Annotated in this window: 8 protein-coding genes; 4 read left to right on the top strand and 4 right to left on the bottom strand. The window is 37.6% G+C overall.

Translation table 11 applies throughout. The annotated features are described in order from the left end of the window. Nucleotides 1-144 precede the first annotated feature (144 nt). The gene (locus BME96_RS16535) at nucleotides 145-285 is read left to right on the top strand and encodes a YvrJ family protein (RefSeq protein WP_019378075.1); all 141 of its coding nucleotides are present in this window, start codon (nucleotides 145-147) and stop codon (nucleotides 283-285) included. A gap of 143 nt (nucleotides 286-428) precedes the next feature. Here the strand turns inward: BME96_RS16535 and BME96_RS16530 are convergent, their stop codons facing one another. After that, complete coding sequence (locus BME96_RS16530) at nucleotides 429-791, bottom strand: hypothetical protein (protein WP_071649671.1); 363 nt, start codon at nucleotides 789-791, stop codon at nucleotides 429-431. A 141-nt stretch (nucleotides 792-932) separates the two neighbouring features. Next, nucleotides 933-2075 (bottom strand): response regulator, encoded by a 1143-nt coding sequence (locus BME96_RS16525; protein WP_071649670.1) that lies wholly within the window; start codon nucleotides 2073-2075, stop codon nucleotides 933-935. A 347-nt stretch (nucleotides 2076-2422) separates the two neighbouring features. On the opposite strand from BME96_RS16525, the gene BME96_RS16520 reads away from it, so the two are divergent. Further along, nucleotides 2423-10147 carry a Cna B-type domain-containing protein gene (locus BME96_RS16520; RefSeq protein ID WP_071649669.1) on the top strand — a complete coding sequence of 2575 codons (7725 nt, stop codon included), beginning with the start codon at nucleotides 2423-2425 and terminating at the stop codon, nucleotides 10145-10147. Nucleotides 10148-10374: 227 nt separating this feature from the next. Here the strand turns inward: BME96_RS16520 and BME96_RS16515 are convergent, their stop codons facing one another. Both BME96_RS16515 and BME96_RS16510 read right to left on the bottom strand, forming a co-directional pair. After that, complete coding sequence (locus BME96_RS16515; RefSeq protein ID WP_197035834.1) at nucleotides 10375-13353, bottom strand: hybrid sensor histidine kinase/response regulator; 2979 nt, start codon at nucleotides 13351-13353, stop codon at nucleotides 10375-10377. A gap of 329 nt (nucleotides 13354-13682) precedes the next feature. After that, nucleotides 13683-14087, bottom strand: a complete 405-nt coding sequence (locus BME96_RS16510) for a secondary thiamine-phosphate synthase enzyme YjbQ (RefSeq protein WP_071649667.1) — start codon at nucleotides 14085-14087, stop codon at nucleotides 13683-13685. A 590-nt stretch (nucleotides 14088-14677) separates the two neighbouring features. On the opposite strand from BME96_RS16510, the gene BME96_RS16505 reads away from it, so the two are divergent. Together BME96_RS16505 and BME96_RS16500 are read left to right on the top strand one after the other, a co-directional pair. After that, nucleotides 14678-16099: a PTS mannitol transporter subunit IIBC gene (locus tag BME96_RS16505; protein WP_071649666.1), complete on the top strand. Its 1422-nt coding sequence runs from the start codon at nucleotides 14678-14680 to the stop codon at nucleotides 16097-16099. 25 nt (nucleotides 16100-16124) lie between these two features. After that, on the top strand, nucleotides 16125-18221 hold the full coding sequence (locus BME96_RS16500) for a BglG family transcription antiterminator (RefSeq protein WP_083547501.1): 2097 nt from the start codon (nucleotides 16125-16127) through the stop codon (nucleotides 18219-18221). Nucleotides 18222-18223: the final 2 nt, after the last annotated feature.

The raw sequence follows: 18223 nt of genomic DNA, 5'->3' as shown, positions 1-18223 counted from the left end.
CAAGCGAGAGCCAAACCGCGACAGAGAGGGCAGCATCCGAGATAGCTAAGCATCATACCGCGACAGAGCAAGCAACAGACGAGGCACAAAATGCTATATCCACCTCACCCACGCCGATGTCACGCCAAAAAGGAGGAAACAATCATGGAAAGCTGGATACCTTTCATTACAGATGTTGGTTTTCCCATAGCGGTAACATTTTATCTATTACACCGCATCGAGGGGAAACTCAATTTGCTAATTGAATCGATTCATGCATTACCTGAAAATATGAGAAACCAATAAAGAAGAAACTTCGGCATATGCCGAAGTTTTTTATTGTAAGAACCAATCGCCGTGTTAGTTGAACTGTTTGCAGTATTTTTGTTTGAAGAGAATACTTGAAGTTGATGCTAAACTTTGGGGAATGTAGTACGGATTGATAAAATTTAAGAGTGTGCAATATGACTTCTTAGTTTACTTTCCTGTTCCACTGCACGTAAAGCCAAAGTCGCAATTACGTCTTCCTGACGGTTACTATTTTTAGTTAAATTATCCAATTGCTCGCTGTTCTTGGCGATTTGCTTAAAATTTTGCTCAATCAGCTGCGTATTCTGCTTTACTTGGTCATATTGTTTATCCATTTTTACATTTAGCTCATCAATTCTATTAGTATTCGTGTCTATCTTATTTTCAAGTCTCTGGAAATCTTGTTTCGTAGCAAAATTCTTTAGATCGTCTTTTGTGGCAACAAGCTTCGACATCTCATCAATTTTCGTCATAATTTGTTCTAACATCAGATTATCATTCATTTTGTTATCACCTCCTAATTAAATAAATAGCAGTTCATTCGACATAATAAGCGAATTTTTGCTTACCTTTAAAATACAAACTTTTCATCGGAAGGGCAATCCTCTATTTTATGAAACTGAGAGTTGCCATTTCCATTCCTCCTAAACCTTAGGCATGGTTCCTGTTTCCCAATTTTCATACCAAGATGTTATCTGATTATTTACTTCCAGTCCCAGATCAGCTAACGCCTTTTTTAGTCGTTTGTATTGATAATGGACCAGCACACCGTAATCAACTTCAGCGTAAATTTTCATTAATTGAAAAGCCGCTTGCTCCTCTTCCGGATGTTTTTCACAAATCTTCACATACCATTCGATTGCTTTTTCCAGATCATGCTTTTTTTCATAACAAGCTGCGATCTGGTTTGCTGTTTTGGCCCATAATTGACTTAGTCGAAATCTTTCTTGCTCGACCCATATATAGTCATTTACTTCCAAATAACTGCCCGTGTATTCTTCCATGATTTCTTCATATAGTTCAATGGTACTAAGCTCCAACTTTGGAGCTGATTCAAGCTTACTTTCCCAACTTCTTATGTCAATTTGTGCTTCTTCTATTTGTAATGTGTATCCTGATTGCACATTTTTAATATTGAGATGTTTACGGTAATGACGTAAGGCTCGTCGAATATGGTAAATTGCCGTATACAATTGGGTATAAGCTTTTTCCGGTTCATAATCAGGCCAAAGTAATTCAATCAATTCGGCCTTATGTATTGATTTTCCGCAATAATGTAATAAATAGAGAAACAATTCCTGGGCTTTGGCTGTTCTCCAGGAGATAACTTCTTTTTCCCCATTACTATATTGAAAAGAAAGTTCCCCACATACAGAGATAGTTAAGCTCTTATCATGATCAGTTGTATATGAAGTTGCAGAACGATCATATCTTTTTGACGTAATTCGGTCTAAGGTCTTTTTTAGTCTATCTTTTTCTACAGGTTTTAAAAGATAATCTAATGCATTTATTTCAAATGCTTGTACTGCATAAGCTTGATAAGCAGTAACGAATACGATGGCCAACTCTGAGTTTATATCTAAAATTTTTTCTGCGAGTTCAAGTCCATTAGTTCCTGGCATTTCTATATCCAAGAATATGACATCCGTTTCATATAGAATATGGGAGTTTTTATTGTAATCGAAATGAATAAATTTATGCACACACGCTTCTTCATATAGCTCTTTTAAGCGACGCTCCAAAAGGTCCATTGCTAATGGTTCGTCATCAATCAGAACAATATTCATAACATCCACTCCTATTCAGCTGTTTGTTATTTTTTACTAGAATTAAATAGTATATTTGTAGTTGTTTTAGCTGAGGTAGAAATTCGTGTTGTGTTATACCAAGAAATAATTTGGTGCTTATAAGTGAAGTATATTCATTCATTACATGATTTGCAATAACCTCAAAAAAATTGTTTATCGCAATCTAAATATCGGTGGTGATAATTAGGTATTTATACCTATTTTTGCAGGCTAGGTAGAATTAAGTAAGTAAATTTGTTCAGTATTTGTATAAGTTCTTTCTCTATAATTTGGTATTGATTAAAAATAGTAAACATATTTTAGGGGATCGAGAAAGGAGCTTAGCAATGCAAAGAAGATTAAGTATGTTATTTATTTGTGTGCTGCTTTTTCAAACAATGATTAGTGGGATTTCACCATCATTAGTTAAGGCAGAAGGAAAGCAACAGAGTATTTTTACAGACAGCGTATTAACAGATGAAGAAGGAAATAAAGTTAAACTTGAAGATGTGAGTGCAGGTGCGCCAGTACATATCAACATAGGCTGGTCAGTAAAGGACAAAGACATCCGGGCTGACAGCAATGAAAAACTTCAGCTCCCTGCTGAATTGGAATTTAGCGAGCCACAGGAAAGTGAGTTAGGAAAAGAAGGAAGCGCAATCGGTACCTATCAGGCAACAACAGATGGTATCCTTACTGTTCAAATCTCTAATGAGATAGACAATTATCCTGAAGCAAGCGGGACGATCGTGCTAAGTGCGGTAAAATCTACAGATTCTACAAAAGCGAATGAGCAAGACGCAAGTGAGAATCCTCCAGAAGGTGAATCGGAAACGAGTTCACCAGTAACGGATGAAAATGCAAATACAACAACTGAGCCAGTAGCAGAAGAGGAAAAGCAGAATCCGGATAAGGAAAAAGAAAAGCTAAACGCTGAAAGCACTAATGAAATTACTAAAATTGAAGTCTCAGCAAAAGAAAAAGATACAAAAAAAGTAGATGGGGAAGACACTGAAACAGAGAAGAACTTGGTTCAACCAGCAGCACAAGAAGCTTCTGGCTTTAATTTACTGCTGGGTTCAGTAACTGATTTGGATGGAAATCCGTATACGGTAGAGAATTTACTAGATCCAAAAGATCAATTCCAATTAAAACTGGACTGGAATCTTGAGAATGGCCATACGTATACAGCAGGTGATCAGCAAGTATTTCAATTGCCAAAAGGGATTAAGGTAATAGAAGAAATATCGGGGGAGCTAAAAGACGCCACTGGTCTAACCGTTGCTACTTATAAAATAACTAAAGATAAAAAAGTGGAATTGATATTCACTGATTATGTAGAAACACATAGCAATGTTACAGGCTGGATCCAAATCATTTCGCAATTAGATGAGAAAAATGTTGATGTCGAAGATGGAGAAGCGATTATTGAACCTATTGGCGAAGAGGGAGAAATTCGCATTCCAATTGTTCAAGGTGAAACAGGAAAAACAATAGAGAAAAAAGGTACTCCTAATAAAGGCTATAATGCGGATGAAATAAATTGGGAAGTAACGATTAATAAAAATCGAACTTCTTTAACGAATGCATTAATTACAGACATTCTTCCAGCAGGAACCGAATATAAGGACGGTAGCTTAAAAGTTACGAAATTGAAAGTGGACCTATACGGAAATGTGCTAGGGGATGCAGAAGAGATCGACGTCACTGGAGAGACGTTTGCGAATGGAAAACTGTCTATTCCGCTTGGTGATATTAAAAATGCATATCGGGTGGAATATGTTACTACAGTTACGGATGATGAGAAAAAAGAATTTACGAACAATGCTATTCTATCAGATGATCAGTTGGAGGATGTTTCAGCAAAATCCACAGCCACAATTAATCGCGGAGAAGCAATTAAGAAAAAGGCAGCTAAAAGCTATAATCCGAAGACAGGGATTATCGAATGGGAAATTGAATTTAATTATAATGAGAAAAATTTAAATGATGTTACATTAAAGGATGCTTGGACACCAGCAGGAAAACTGGAGTTAGTTGAGGACAGTCTGAAATTTACAGAAGTTACAATTGATGAAGAAGGTAAAGCGCATGCAACCGAAAATGTAGGCTTACCAGAGGGTGCTCAGCTAGTGCCTGGAACAGATCAGTTTAAAGTAACTGGTATAACTACAACTAAACCTTATAAAGTAACATACAAAACAAAAGTGAAAGACCGTGTATTGGATTCATTTGAAGTTGCAAACACAGCAGGATTTGGCACAGAATCAGATGGTTCTGGCACACATGTGGGAACGTATTATGGATCTAAATCAGCTGGAACGGTTGATTATAAAAATAAAACGATCGATTGGAAGATTGAAGTTAATCATGATGAATATCCAATGGAGAACATTAGCATAAAGGATACATTGGGTGAGGGTCTGGCTTTAATTGAGAATAGCCTTAAGGTTACCGTTGATGGGGAGGATTATAAGGATTTTAGTATTTCAGGAGATAATCCATTCACTATTCAGTTTCCAAATGATTTTACTACCGACAAAAAAATCGTTATTACTTATCAAACTAGCTATGTTGCAGATGAGGTCCCAGATCATAAGCCAACAAATACCGCAGCAATTACTTGGACCCCAGAAGGCAGTAGTGATTCGATAACGAAAGAGGTTACCGCAGGAACAGAGCTAAATGACAAGACGAAAAATAATGATTGGAAAAACGGCTCGTATGATCCAGAGACAAAGGAAATTACCTGGACGATTTACACGAATTACCGTGAGAACGAAATCGGAAATTTAATTGTTAAAGATGCACCACAAGGGAACCAGAAAATTGTTGCAGATTCGATTGTGGTGAAAGAACTAGCAATTGATGAAGAAGGGAATATATCGGAGGGCAACGAACTTACTAATGGTATAAGTGTTGACTCAGAACAGAATACATTCCAAGTCACAATTGGCGAAACAAATAAAGCCCACAAGATCGAATACAAAACATCACTTGCAGGATTAAGTGATATCCAAAAGGAATATGTTAACAAAGCTGAAGTATTGGATGGGACCAACAAATTATCTGACTTAAAGGCTGAAGTAGGCATTGTTAAAGCCGAAACTTATGGAGAAAAATCGGGCTATCAAGACGGGAAACAGGTTCATTGGTCTGTAAAAGTCAATCTCGGGCAGCAAAAGATTAATAATCTAAAGCTGGTAGATACCATTTCTGCTAACCAGGAGTATTTAACAAACACGATTAAAGTATATAAAGCATCCGTTGATACAAATGGTAAAGCAACCAAAGGAGAAGAGATTTCTCCAGAGCAATACCAATTAACACATACAACAGGAGAACCGGACTTTACGATTATATGGAAGAATGAGGTGGAACGCGCATTTATTGTAGAGTATTCCACATTATTTTTTGAAAACCATAATGGTGAAGTAACAAATCAATATAGTGTCACAGGAGACAACATCATTGAAGGCGGCCAAACGGACGGTGGCGGTAAGGTAACAATTAAACAATTAGCATCAGGTGGCGGCTCAGGTGAAGCGGGCTATCTTGTCATTGATAAAGTTGATACCACTTACGGACAAGAAGAAAAGAGCTTAGAAGGAGCGGAATTTGACTTAATTGATGCTGATACTGGGAACGTATTGAAAACAGGCACTACAGACGAAAATGGTCAAATTGATTTTGGTCGCTTACTCTTCGGAGAATATGAATTACATGAACGAGTTGTACCTGATGGGTATGTAACCAAGAAAGAAAGACAAACAATTATAATCGATAAAAAATACGAACAAAATAATGAACAAACGAAAACAACCTATAGAGTTGAAAACTTTGTACCAGTTTATGCAATTAAACTATTGAAAACAGATAATAAAGGCAAAGCATTGCAGGACGCAGAGTTTACCTTATATGATGAAGACAAAAAAGAACTTGCAAAAGCGACAACTGATCAAGATGGGGAAATTTTATTCAAAGATTTAAAAGAAGCTGGCACGTATTATGTTCAGGAAACAAAAGCACCTAAAGGATTTGTACTCGATTCAACAGAACATGAAGTGGTAATTGGAGATAAAGAGCCAGAACCTGTAAAGGTATCTGTTACGAATAAACCACGTGGTGCTGTCGTTTTAACAAAGAAAGATTTAGATTCAGACATAGCCCTTAAAGGTGTGGAATTCGCCCTGCAAAAACAGGATGATACTGGTGATTACCAAACAATTGCTACCCTAACAACAGATGATAAAGGAAAGATTAGAACATTCAATACACTGGAAGCCGGAAACTATCAGTTTGTTGAGACAAAAGGATTAGACGGCTACCGTACAAACGGAACGCCAATTAAATTTACAGTGAATGTTAATAGTACGAAAGATCAGCAGCTTACAATGAAAAATGAGCGTTATAAAGGTTCAGTAAAATTAGTGAAAAAAGACGATGTAACAGATGCGACACTAAAAAACGCAACATTTAAATTGGTTAAAGCAAATGGAGAGCTGGTTAAAGAAAACCTAACTACAAATAATCAAGGAGAACTACGGATTGATGACCTTTTCCTTGGTAAGTACCAATTAATTGAAACAAAAGCTCCAGCTGGATATAGACTGGACGAAACACCGATTGATATTGACATTACTGAGGATAACCAAGTTATTGAAAAAGTGATGACAAATGAAAAAATCACGGATATAACGGTAGAGAAGAAGTGGAACAATTCCTCAGGAGATAATGAATCTGTTACTGTAAAGCTTTTACCTACAGATCAAACAGTGAAGTTAAGTGAGAAAAATGATTGGAAAGCAACTTTTAAAGATTTAAGCGTCTATGACAAAGCTGGAGAAGTCATTGATTACCAAGTAGAAGAACTTAACGTAGATGGTTATAATTCTGCTGTAACAGGTGATCGAGTAAATGGATTTATAATAACAAACACAGAAACTACAACCGTCGAAGGAACAAAAACATGGCTTGATGATGGGTCAGCTGATCGTCCAGATGCAATCACAGTTAAACTGTTGGCGAATGGAGAAAAAGTAGCAACAACAGAAGTGAAAGCAACTAACGATTGGAAGTATTCTTTCAAAGATCTTGATAAGTATGATGCAAATGGGGAAGAAATTGCGTATACCATTGAAGAGGTTCCGGTTGAGGGCTATGAAACAACTGTAAATGGTTTTGACCTTGAAAACCTTCGTGTTGGAACTGTTTCAGTCAAGGGTGAAAAAATTTGGCAAGATGAAGATCCAACAGATCGTCCGGAGGAAATTACGGTAAATTTAAAGAGAAACATTGATGGAGTTGAAGATAAATCATTCTCTAAAAATAAAACGGTGAAGCCGAACAATCAAGGTAAATGGGTTTACACCTTTACAGATTTAGCAGAATTTGATGAGCATGGAGCAGCATACACGTATACCGTTAAAGAAACAAATGTACCAGAAAAATATGAGGCGAAAATTGATGGATATGATATTATCAATACTCGTGTTGGTACGACGGAAGTTTCCGGAAAAAAGCGGTGGAAAGATGATAAAATTACCGACAGGCCAGAAACGATTACCATTAATCTTTTACGTAATAATGTTGTTGTAGATACAACGCAAACGACAGCAGATGCTGAATGGGTATATCGTTTCCAAGACTTACCGAAGTATGATAACAATGGTCAATTATATGACTATACGGTTAAAGAACAAGATGTCAAAGGGTATGATTCACAAGTGAGTGGCTTTGACATTACAAATACGCGTGCGGAGAAGAAGTCAATTGAAGTAACGAAAGGCTGGCTGGATGATAATTCTAAGGATCGTCCAACATCCATTATTGTCTATTTAAAACAAAACGGAGAGCTTTTCGACACTGTACAATTAAAGGCTGAAGATGATTGGACATATGTGTTCAACGATTTAGAAGCATATGATGAAAATGGGCAAGAATATGCGTATACAGTGGAAGAAAAGGCTCTAGAAGGTTATGAAACAAAAATAGATGGATTTAACATAACTAATCTTCGTGTGGGCAAAACAGACGTGACAGGAACAAAAACATGGTTGGATGATAATTCACCAGATCGTCCAGAATCTATTACAGTGAAGTTACTGTCAAATGGAGAAGAAACAAATAAAACAGCCACTGTTAGTGCTGATTCTGACTGGAAATATGCATTTACAGACCTTGAGAAGTATGACGATCAAGGGAAAGAAATTGCATATACTGTGGATGAAGAAGCGGTAGAAGGTTATAAAAAGACCATATCCAATAATAACATCACAAACTTACGGGTTGGAAAAACTGCAGTAACTGCTGAAAAGATTTGGAATGAAGTTGATGAAAGATATCGTCCAGATCATGTAACTATAAACCTATTAGCAAATGGCGAAGTTATTGATACCCACATAGTCACAGCTGATACGGATTGGATGTACACATTTAGTGATCTTGAGAAATATGATGAGCAAGGAAAAGAAATCACATATACCGTGGAAGAGAACGACGTTCCAGCAGGCTATGATGTAGATATTGATGGCTATAAGATAAAAAATACGCAGAAATCTACAGAGGTAATAGGTACAAAAGAATGGATAGAAGTCGATGAACGTTATCGTCCGGATTCCATCACTGTACAGCTTTTAGCGAATGGAAAAAAAGAAGCAACCGTTAAGGTCTCTGAGGATACAAATTGGACCTATGCATTCACAAATTTAGCGAAGTACGATAAAGCAGGGGAAGAAATTACCTATACAGTGGAAGAGCTAGATGTGCCAACAGGCTATAAATCAACAGTAGATGGTTTTAACATCACTAACACACAAAAAACGACCGAAGTAACTGGTGAGAAAACATGGGTAGAAGTTGATGAAAGATACCGCCCGAATTCCATTACTGTGCAGCTTTTGGCAAATGGTGAGAACGAAGCGACACTGGAAGTCTCAGCTGAAACTGACTGGGAATATACTTTCACTGATTTAGCAGAGTATGATAAAACAGGCAAAGAAATCACTTACACAGTGGAAGAAATGAATGTTCCGAAAGGGTATGAGACAGAGGTAGATGGTTACAACATTACGAATACCCAAAAATCAACCGAAGTAACTGGTGAGAAGACATGGGAGGAAGTGGATGAGAGATACCGTCCAGATACAATTACAGTGAATTTGCTGGCAAACGGTGTTGCGGAACAATCTGCCGAAGTGTCCAAAGATACAGACTGGTCGTACACTTTTACAGACCTTGCCAAGTACGATAAAGAAGGTAACTTAATTACGTACACCATCAAAGAAGACGCTGTTACTGGATATACTTCAACAGTGAGTGGCCATGATGTAACCAATACACAGCAAACGACAGAAGTGTCCGGAATGAAAACGTGGTTAGATGATAAATCAGCAGATCGTCCGGATAAAATTATGGTTCAAGTGAAAAATGGCGCAGAAATCGTTCAGTCACTAGAAGTCACAGCAGAAGACGATTGGAGTTACACATTTAAAGACTTACCGAAGTATGATAAAGCAGGTAAGGAAATTAATTACTCCATTAATGAAAAAGCAGTTGATGGCTATAAAACGATCATTAACGGTTTCGACATTACAAACCTTCGTGCAGATGTGACAGTGGTAGAAGGCGAAAAAATCTGGAAGAATGATAGTCTTGCAGATCGACCGGAAGCAATTACAGTTATCTTATATGCTAATGATAAGGAACTGAAGCGCCAGAAGGTTACGAAGGAAATGGATTGGAAGTATACTTTTGCCAGCCTACAGCAATTTGACGATGAAGGTAAAGCAATCGTGTACACGGTAGGTGAAAAACCGGTGGATGGATATGATACCGAAGTAAATGGGTTTACCATAATAAACACATTAAAACCAAATGACCCTATTTCACCAAACGATCCGGAGGACACGGATGATCCGGCACAACCGACTATTTCAGGAGGTACAAATAATTCAGGAAATGAACTGCCTAATACAGCGACGAATATTTTCAATATCTTCATGATAGGTGCAGGTTTCCTATTAGCTGGATTTGCTTTATGGATATACAAAAGAAAGTTTGCAAGAGATTAAAAGTTAAAAAGCGATCGCATACTGTAGCTGTATGCGATCGCTTTATTTTTAAGTTCTATTTTAATGTTGCGTTCTTGCAGAGATGGGGGAATTTCGCATCACTGGCAAAAATAATCGTCCACGGAGCAAGGGAATCCGCCGGAGGATGAAATAATCGTCCGGAGAGCAAGAGAATCCGCCGATTTTCGAAGATCAAGATTGCTAACATCGCTGCACAATAAATACCTTTATTTATTCAACGGGATGGTAAATTGAATGCGTGTGCCCTCATTTAACTTTGATTCAATTTCCAATCCTTTTCCAAATAGTTTCTTTAGTCGAAGATTTGTATTAGCCATCCCTATTCCCTTGGATTGATTTGAACTTTTTTGAAGAAGTTGCTCAACAACCTTTTGTTCCATTCCTACACCATCATCAGCAACAGAAACAATGGCATGATTAGAATGAACCGCTACAGTAATATAAACGCATCCGCCAATAGGGCGTGGTAAGATGCCATGCTGAATTGCATTTTCGACAAGTGGCTGTATTGTTAAAGGAGGTATACGTATGTCTGTGACGTTCTCTATATCCCACTCTACAGCTAAACGCTCACCAAATCGTTCTGTTTCAATATATACATATGATTTAACTATTTCCAATTCTTCCTGCAGAGAAATAAGTGTGTCAACATTTTTAATATCAAAACTCCTGCGTAAATAATTACCAAATTGGTTTAATAGTTTTGTCATTCTAGTTGTATCCACTTCACTTAGTGATGCAATCGTGTTTAATGTATTAAAAAGAAAATGTGGTCGGATCTGCGCTTGTAATAAAGCCGCCTCCATGCGCAGATGTTCATGAATAGAAACTTTTAGATCAATTAGAGATTTCACTCGAGAAAGTAATTCGACCCCATCTACAGGTTTGGCGATATAATCATTCGCACCTGCATCAAATGCTGTATGAATATCCTCTGTCTGGTTGCGAGCTGTTAGTAATAAGATAGGTAACTCTGACACTGTATACTGTTTTCGTATTTCTCTTGTTAACTGGTACCCAGACATATTTGGCATCATTACGTCTGAAATAATTAAATCCCATTGTTTGTCTGTTAGACGGTTTAGAGCCTCTTCGCCATTACTTGCTGTACCAAGGTGGTATTTTTCATCAAGCAGCCTACGTAAGATTTTCAGGTTAACAGGGTCATCGTCCACAATTAGTACATTGGAGGTAGAATGTCTAGTCGTTTCCTTTTTACGTGGAGCTTGTAAAACGGATGTATTCGAGTCCACTACCGCAGCTACTTCTTCTTCATTCTCATCCTCATTCATTGGCGTACTCTTTGCAAGTGGAAGGGTAAATGTAAAAGAAGATCCTTTTTCTAAGACAGATGTAACTCCAATACTGCCTCCATGCAGTTCAATCAGTTGTTTACTTATGGAAAGACCGAGTCCAATTCCCTCTTCTTTGTAATTTCGTATATCACTGCCTTGTGAGTAAGGGTTGAAGATAGCTGCTTGCTCTTCATCGCTAATGCCAATGCCAGTATCACGGATAGTAATAGTTGCCCACGTTTTTGTAGAGGTAGCTGTAATTGTAATGTTACCTTCTTCCGTATATTTAACGGCATTATGAAGTAAGTTAAAAATAATTTGCGTTATCCTATTTTTATCAGCCAGCACAAGTGGAAAGTCACTTTCTATTTTATTTATAATATCAAGTTTTTTTCCATCCGTCATAAAGGAAACAATGTCGATAACACCTGACGAAACGGAGGATAAATTTGTTGGCTGTTTATTTAGTTCAATATGTTTATCCTTCAGCTTAGACATGTCGAGTAAATCATTCAATGTAAACTTCATTTGTTTTCCAATACGTACTAATAAACTTAGATAACTTTTATTTTCTTCAGATAACTGCTCCGACTTATTATGTAGAATTGATTGGGCAATTGTAATTATTCCATGTAATGGATTTCGTAACTCATGCGAAGTATGTGCTAAGAACTCATCCTTCTTCTTATCAGCTCGAAGTAGTTCCGCTTTCTGTAGCTCATTTAATTGGACAGTTCGATTGTATCTGCTTAATAACAAACCACCAATGGCAAGAATTCCAACTAGAAAATCAACAGGATAATATGGAATATCAAATAAATTCAAATTAATAGCAACACCCCATAACACATTAAAGAAGTTTACTATATTTGCTATTAAAATATAAAAAGCATCTATGTTTCCTTTTTTCAATAGTTTAATCACAACAACAGTTATATAAGTGTAAGAAACTACATTTAATAACATAATAGTGTAACCCACATAAGGCAGGCCACCTTCAGGAAGAATAATTAAAGCAAGAACAGATAAAGGATATAAAATAAAAAGGCTTCGGAACATAACGCTATTTAAATGAAATACATGTTTTACAAATTGAAGCATGAAAAACAGAACGCCAGCAAAAGAGAAGTAAAGTAGTTGATATGCCAACGCGCTATCAATTGTAAAAGGTTGAATCAATAGTTTATCTTCATCTACTAAAATACTCAAAGCACCAAAAACAAGAAGAAGGCCAAAGTATAATAATTCTTTCTTGGTGGTTTGTCTGCTAATAAGGTACAAAGATAATGCATATATACTGTGGAGGATCAAAAGTACAACTATAGAGGTTTGAAGTATTCTTGAAAAATAAATTTGATTATTTATTGTTTTATTCAGGCCAAAATCAATAGAAAAAGGTATACCTCCAGGTTGGAAATTTTCAAAGTTTGCGACCTGAATAAGTAAGTCAACCTCATTAGAAGATGTCGAAACAGTAGCCTTATAGGTGCCAGGCTTTGATTTATAGCTAGCTTCTTCTCTTGATGGTATTCCGGTTTCTAAAATTAAATCATCATGGGCATATACACGGTAGGCAGAGGAAATATCTTTTATTCTAAGTCCGTATAATTCTTGCTCTTCCAGTGCTTTAGGTAAAATAATCTTTAAGTGATAGGTGCCATAATGAATGTTATCTTTATTTTCGGAATTAAGATTCCATGTGCCTGGTACCATCATGGATATTTGTTTTAAATTATTATCGTCTGAAGTAAGAGTAGGAGAAAGAAGGCGGTTTGGATAAAAGTCCCATTCTCCATCAAGAGAAACTGTTTCTGAAGGGACCAGATTGATTTCTGATAAATCCAACAAGCCATCAGTAGCATGTACTTCATGACTTGGTTGATAATACATTATCCACATTATGCGAAAACAAGTTAATATGAAAATAAGCATGATTAGTAGAAGAATAAGTTTTTTTATCGAAAAGGACTTCATCAGGTTCACTCGTTTCAACTAGTAATAGTTACCAATTTATCTATCCATCTATTATAATGTTTGCTGAAACGTTATACAACTCAGTTAGGGTTTTATTTGAAGAACAAAAAAAGCAATCAATCAAGCGTTTGATTAATTGCAATAGAGTGGAGGGAGTAGTTATTTATTAAATAACCAGTGGGAAATTTAGACATAATCTCACAAATTATTTCCCGGGAAATGACATATTTAGTCACAGTTTAATCTTATTTGTCAGTGATAACCTTCACATGGTATTTTCGGCTTCGTGGACCGTCAAATTCACAAAAGTACACTCCTTGCCATGTGCCAAGCACTAACTCTCCCTCTGAAATAATTAACGTCTGAGCATGACCAACTGTGCTTGTTTTAAGATGTGCAGCCGTATTTCCTTCTGCATGCTTGTCTTGTGGATGTGTCCAAGGGTAGATCTTATCCAGTCGCATCAGCATATCTGTTTTTACATCCGGATCCGCATTTTCATTTACAGTAATTCCAGCTGTAGTATGAAGAGAGGAAACAATTGCAATGCCTTCCTGAATACCTTGTTCCTTTACCCATCCCTCGATTTCATGTGTAATATCCAACATCTCAGAATGCGAGTGTGTTTGAATATGAAATTCTTTGTTCATGTATAACTTCCTTTCAGTTAATAATTTTATTGTTATGTCCAGTATATATGTAACCATTCTACAAATAATTAAACTGGCGAAAGCGAAAAGTGATGTCACATCTCCGGGATGAGAGCCCGCACTATCCAAATGAGAGAGGCGCCCAGAATATGAGAAACCCAGGCGCCCAAATGAGAGAGGCACCCAGAATATGAGAGACCCAGGCGCCCAAATGAGAGAGGCGCCCGGAATATGAGAGCCCCCGCCACCCAAATGAGAGAGTCGGCCAAAAAATGAGAGAGCCCACCATCCAAATGAGAGAGCCCGCCAGAATATGAGAGCCCCCACCACCCATATGAGACAGGCGTGCCCTCATACGAGAGAACGCTTCATCCAAATGAGAGACCTAACACCCCGTATGATAGAGCGCCGTGCAATATGAAAGCCACTCCCCCAACAAAACAGCTTACCCAACACCATCATAAATAAAAATATGGCAGTAATACATATGCCAAAATGGAGTTTAGATTATATTGTTATAGCCATGTGAACTGTATAAAATTTAATTATAGCAATAATAAATCAAATTATTAATGATTAGGAGGGTTTTTATGGCTGAGAATAATGGGGTTCGTGCCAAGGTTCAACGCTTTGGTAGTTATTTAAGTGGTATGATTATGCCGAATATCGGTGCTTTTATTGCGTGGGGGATTATTACTGCCTTATTTATCCCGGATGGCTGGTTGCCAAATAAGCAGCTGGCTGAGTTAGTTGGTCCAATGATCACTTACTTGTTACCTTTGTTAATTGGTTTTACAGGTGGACGAATTGTATATGATATTCGTGGTGGTGTCGTGGGTGCGACTGCGACGATGGGAGTTATCGTTGGGGCTGAGATACCTATGTTTTTAGGTGCTATGGTTATGGGCCCACTTGGTGGATACTTAATTAAAAAGGTGGACCAGTTGTTCCTGGATAAAATTCGTTCAGGCTTTGAAATGCTATATAATAACTTTTCAGCCGGAATTTTGGCAGCATTGTTAGCTATTGCAGCTTCACTTGGAATTGGCCCGGTAGTAGAATCGTTAAATCAGATTTTGGCAACAGGGGTAGAAGCAATAATTGGTGCTGGATTAATTCCGCTGGCGAACATCATAATTGAACCTGCGAAAATCCTGTTTTTAAATAATGCAATCAATCATGGGATCTTAAGTCCTATTGGAATTGAACAGGCAACAGAAACCGGAAAGTCTATCTTATTCCTTTTGGAAGCTAACCCAGGACCTGGTTTAGGAATTTTATTAGCTTTCACTGTATTTGGGAAGGGTATGTCGAAGAGTTCTGCACCAGGAGCAGCACTAATCCACTTTATTGGTGGTATTCATGAAATTTACTTCCCATATGTGTTAATGAAGCCTGCTCTTGTGCTGGCAGCTATTGGTGGAGGAATTAGTGGTGTCTTCACCCTGACATTGTTTGATGCTGGATTACGCGCGCCGGCTTCCCCAGGGAGTATCATTGCCGTGCTTGCGATGACCGAGAAGGGTAGTTATGTTGGCGTTATATTAAGTGTGATAATCGCGACAGCAGTATCATTCCTAATCGCAGCAATTATTTTGAAGACAAGCAAAGCAGAAGAAGCGGATTTAACTTCTGCAGCTGGTAAAATGGAAGAAATGAAAGGGAAGAAGAGCTCCGTCGCTGGAACTTTCGCTAACTCGGAAAAAGAGGAAGAGCAAACTTTCAAAAAATCAAATGAGAATGTAGATAAAATTATCTTCGCCTGTGATGCAGGTATGGGTTCCAGTGCAATGGGTGCTTCATTATTAAAGAACAAATTCAAAAAAGCAGATATTGATATTGCAGTAACAAACAAGGCGATAAATGACATTCCTGAAGATGCCGATATTGTCATCACCCATAAGGATTTGACGACAAGAGCAAAAGACAAAATGCCGGAAGCAGAGCATATTTCCGTAGAGAACTTCTTAAATAGTCCTGCATATGACGACTTAGTGAACCGTTTTAAATAAAGTTTGAATTTGTTTAAGAGGGGAGGTGGGTAAGCTGTATATAGCATCTAGGGAACGCAAATTGCTGTCGATTTTATTGGACGCAAGAGGTGAAGTAAAGGTGAAAGAGCTGGCAAAGTTGCTGAATATCAGTGATCGTACAGCACATCGGGACTTAAATCAGGTCGAAACAACCGTTGCTAAATTTAATTTGCAATTAAACAGAAAGCAAGGAATAGGTATAAAGCTTTCTGGGCAGGAAGAAAATATTCACAGATTGCAAGCAACCATTGCCAGCTTAGAGCAAACCGATTACACCATAGAGGAAAGACATGCGATTATATTCCTCATCCTTTTTGAAGCAGACGAACCTGTTAAATTGTTTACTTTTGCTAGCGAGTTGAACGTAACAAATGCGACTATCAGCAATGACCTTGATCAAATGGAGGAACATTTGAATAAATACGGATTGCGGGTTTATCGGAAGCGTGGGCTAGGAGTAGAACTGGAGGGTACGGAAGCAGCCAAAAGAAAAGCGATCAGTAGTTTTATAGCTGATTTTCTTGATCCATATGAATATATAACGATGGCAAAAGAGGCGCTTAATAAGCATTCGAACTCTCCACAAAACAGTATATCTAATCGACTGCTTGGTCTTGTTAATCCGGAGAAGTTGGAACGGATTGAAGAAGAGGTGCAACATGTTGTTGGCAAACTTTTACCTAACTTGGCGGACAGTGCCTACATTGCGCTCGTTGTTCATTTAGCTCTTGCAGTTCAGCGATTAGAAAAAGGAGATCACATAAAATTTGATCCGGAATACTTGGAAGAGCTTCGAACAACAAAAGAATTCACCATTGCAAGCCAATTAATTCGCGGGTTGGAGCAGAGCTTAAACTTATATATACCAAAAGATGAAATAGGCTATATTACCATGCATCTGATGGGAGCTAAACTTCGTGTAGAGCAAAATTACATGATAGAAGACTCCAGTATGGATACCGCCTTTATTGCTAAAGAATTAATCTCGTATATCAGTCACCGTCTCCATGTGGATCTATCAGAAAACTTCTCGCTTTTAAATGATTTAGTTACCCATTTAAAACCGGCAATTTATCGGATTAAACAAGGTATGAATATTAAAAATCCAATGCTTGAGGAGATTGTCACGGATTATGAGGATCTATTTGAATTAATAAAAGAAGCAGTTACAGAGCTCTTTCCGGAAGTACATTTTCCTGATGACGAAATAGGCTATCTGGTGCTTCATTTTGCCTCAGCATTGCTTTCCGGAGAATGGAAAGTGGATCTGCGTGCACTGGTTATTTGTTCAAGTGGAATTGGAACAGCAAAGATTTTGGCAAGTCGGCTTATGCAAAAGATACCCGAAATCAAACAGGTCGACAATCGCTCCATGTTTGAAGTAGAGGATATAAAGGCTGGTTATGATTTGATTGTTTCGACCATTCCATTAAAAGAGGATGAAAACGACTATATTTTAGTATCACCAATGCTACAGCAGGACGAAGTGGAACGTATTAAAAGGTGGGTGCGAAAGCAAAAGCTTCAAAAGATAAACAAAAAGAAGCCACCACAGGGAAAAGGAGAACAACCAAACGCTTATACGCAGAAGCTAACTATCATGCAAAAGTATTCAGGGATCACTATCCGTTTATTAGATGCTTTTCGAATAACCCATTTTCCTGAAAAGACATCATTAGTGAATGTTTTAGAGAAGGCTTGTAAACAGCTTGCAGATGAAAAAGTCATCACAGATGAAAAAAAGGTTATTCAAAAGTTAATTGAAAGGGAACAGATTAGTGGACTTGGTATTCCTGATACATCTCTTGCCTTATACCATACCCGGGACGAAGCAATAGATAAAGCGAGCTTTACCGTATACGCCCTAAAGGAAGCAGTTACAGTAAAGGGAATGGATGGAAGTGATCAATCTATTACACGCATCCTTCTCATGCTTGCCCCAAAGGAAATAGAACAGGAAAGCTTAGAAGTATTAAGCTTTTTAAGTAGTCTTCTTATTCAGAGTGACAGCATAACTCGTCTCTTTGAGAGTGGTAAAGAAACAGAGATAAGAGAGTACTTATCGGAGCAGTTTTTTAATTTTATTCAACAAAAAGCTTAAAA

This window comes from Virgibacillus halodenitrificans (assembly GCF_001878675.1).
GTDB classification, from domain to species: Bacteria; Bacillota; Bacilli; order Bacillales; family Amphibacillaceae; genus Virgibacillus_Q; species Virgibacillus_Q halodenitrificans.
The sequence above is the reverse complement of the archived record's forward strand: the minus strand, read 5'-3'. Positions and strand labels throughout refer to the sequence as shown.

What these genes read in the sequence shown, in the direction of transcription:
- BME96_RS16505 (WP_071649666.1), top strand. Translation starts at nt 14,678, where the DNA reads ATGGCTGAGAATAATGGGGTTCGTGCCAAGGTTCAACGCTTTGGTAGT.
- BME96_RS16520 (WP_071649669.1), top strand. Translation starts at nt 2,423, where the DNA reads ATGCAAAGAAGATTAAGTATGTTATTTATTTGTGTGCTGCTTTTTCAA.
- BME96_RS16510 (WP_071649667.1), bottom strand. Translation starts at nt 14,087, where the DNA reads ATGAACAAAGAATTTCATATTCAAACACACTCGCATTCTGAGATGTTG.
- BME96_RS16535 (WP_019378075.1), top strand. Translation starts at nt 145, where the DNA reads ATGGAAAGCTGGATACCTTTCATTACAGATGTTGGTTTTCCCATAGCG.
- BME96_RS16525 (WP_071649670.1), bottom strand. Translation starts at nt 2,075, where the DNA reads ATGAATATTGTTCTGATTGATGACGAACCATTAGCAATGGACCTTTTG.
- BME96_RS16515 (WP_197035834.1), bottom strand. Translation starts at nt 13,353, where the DNA reads ATGTATTATCAACCAAGTCATGAAGTACATGCTACTGATGGCTTGTTG.
- BME96_RS16530 (WP_071649671.1), bottom strand. Translation starts at nt 791, where the DNA reads ATGAATGATAATCTGATGTTAGAACAAATTATGACGAAAATTGATGAG.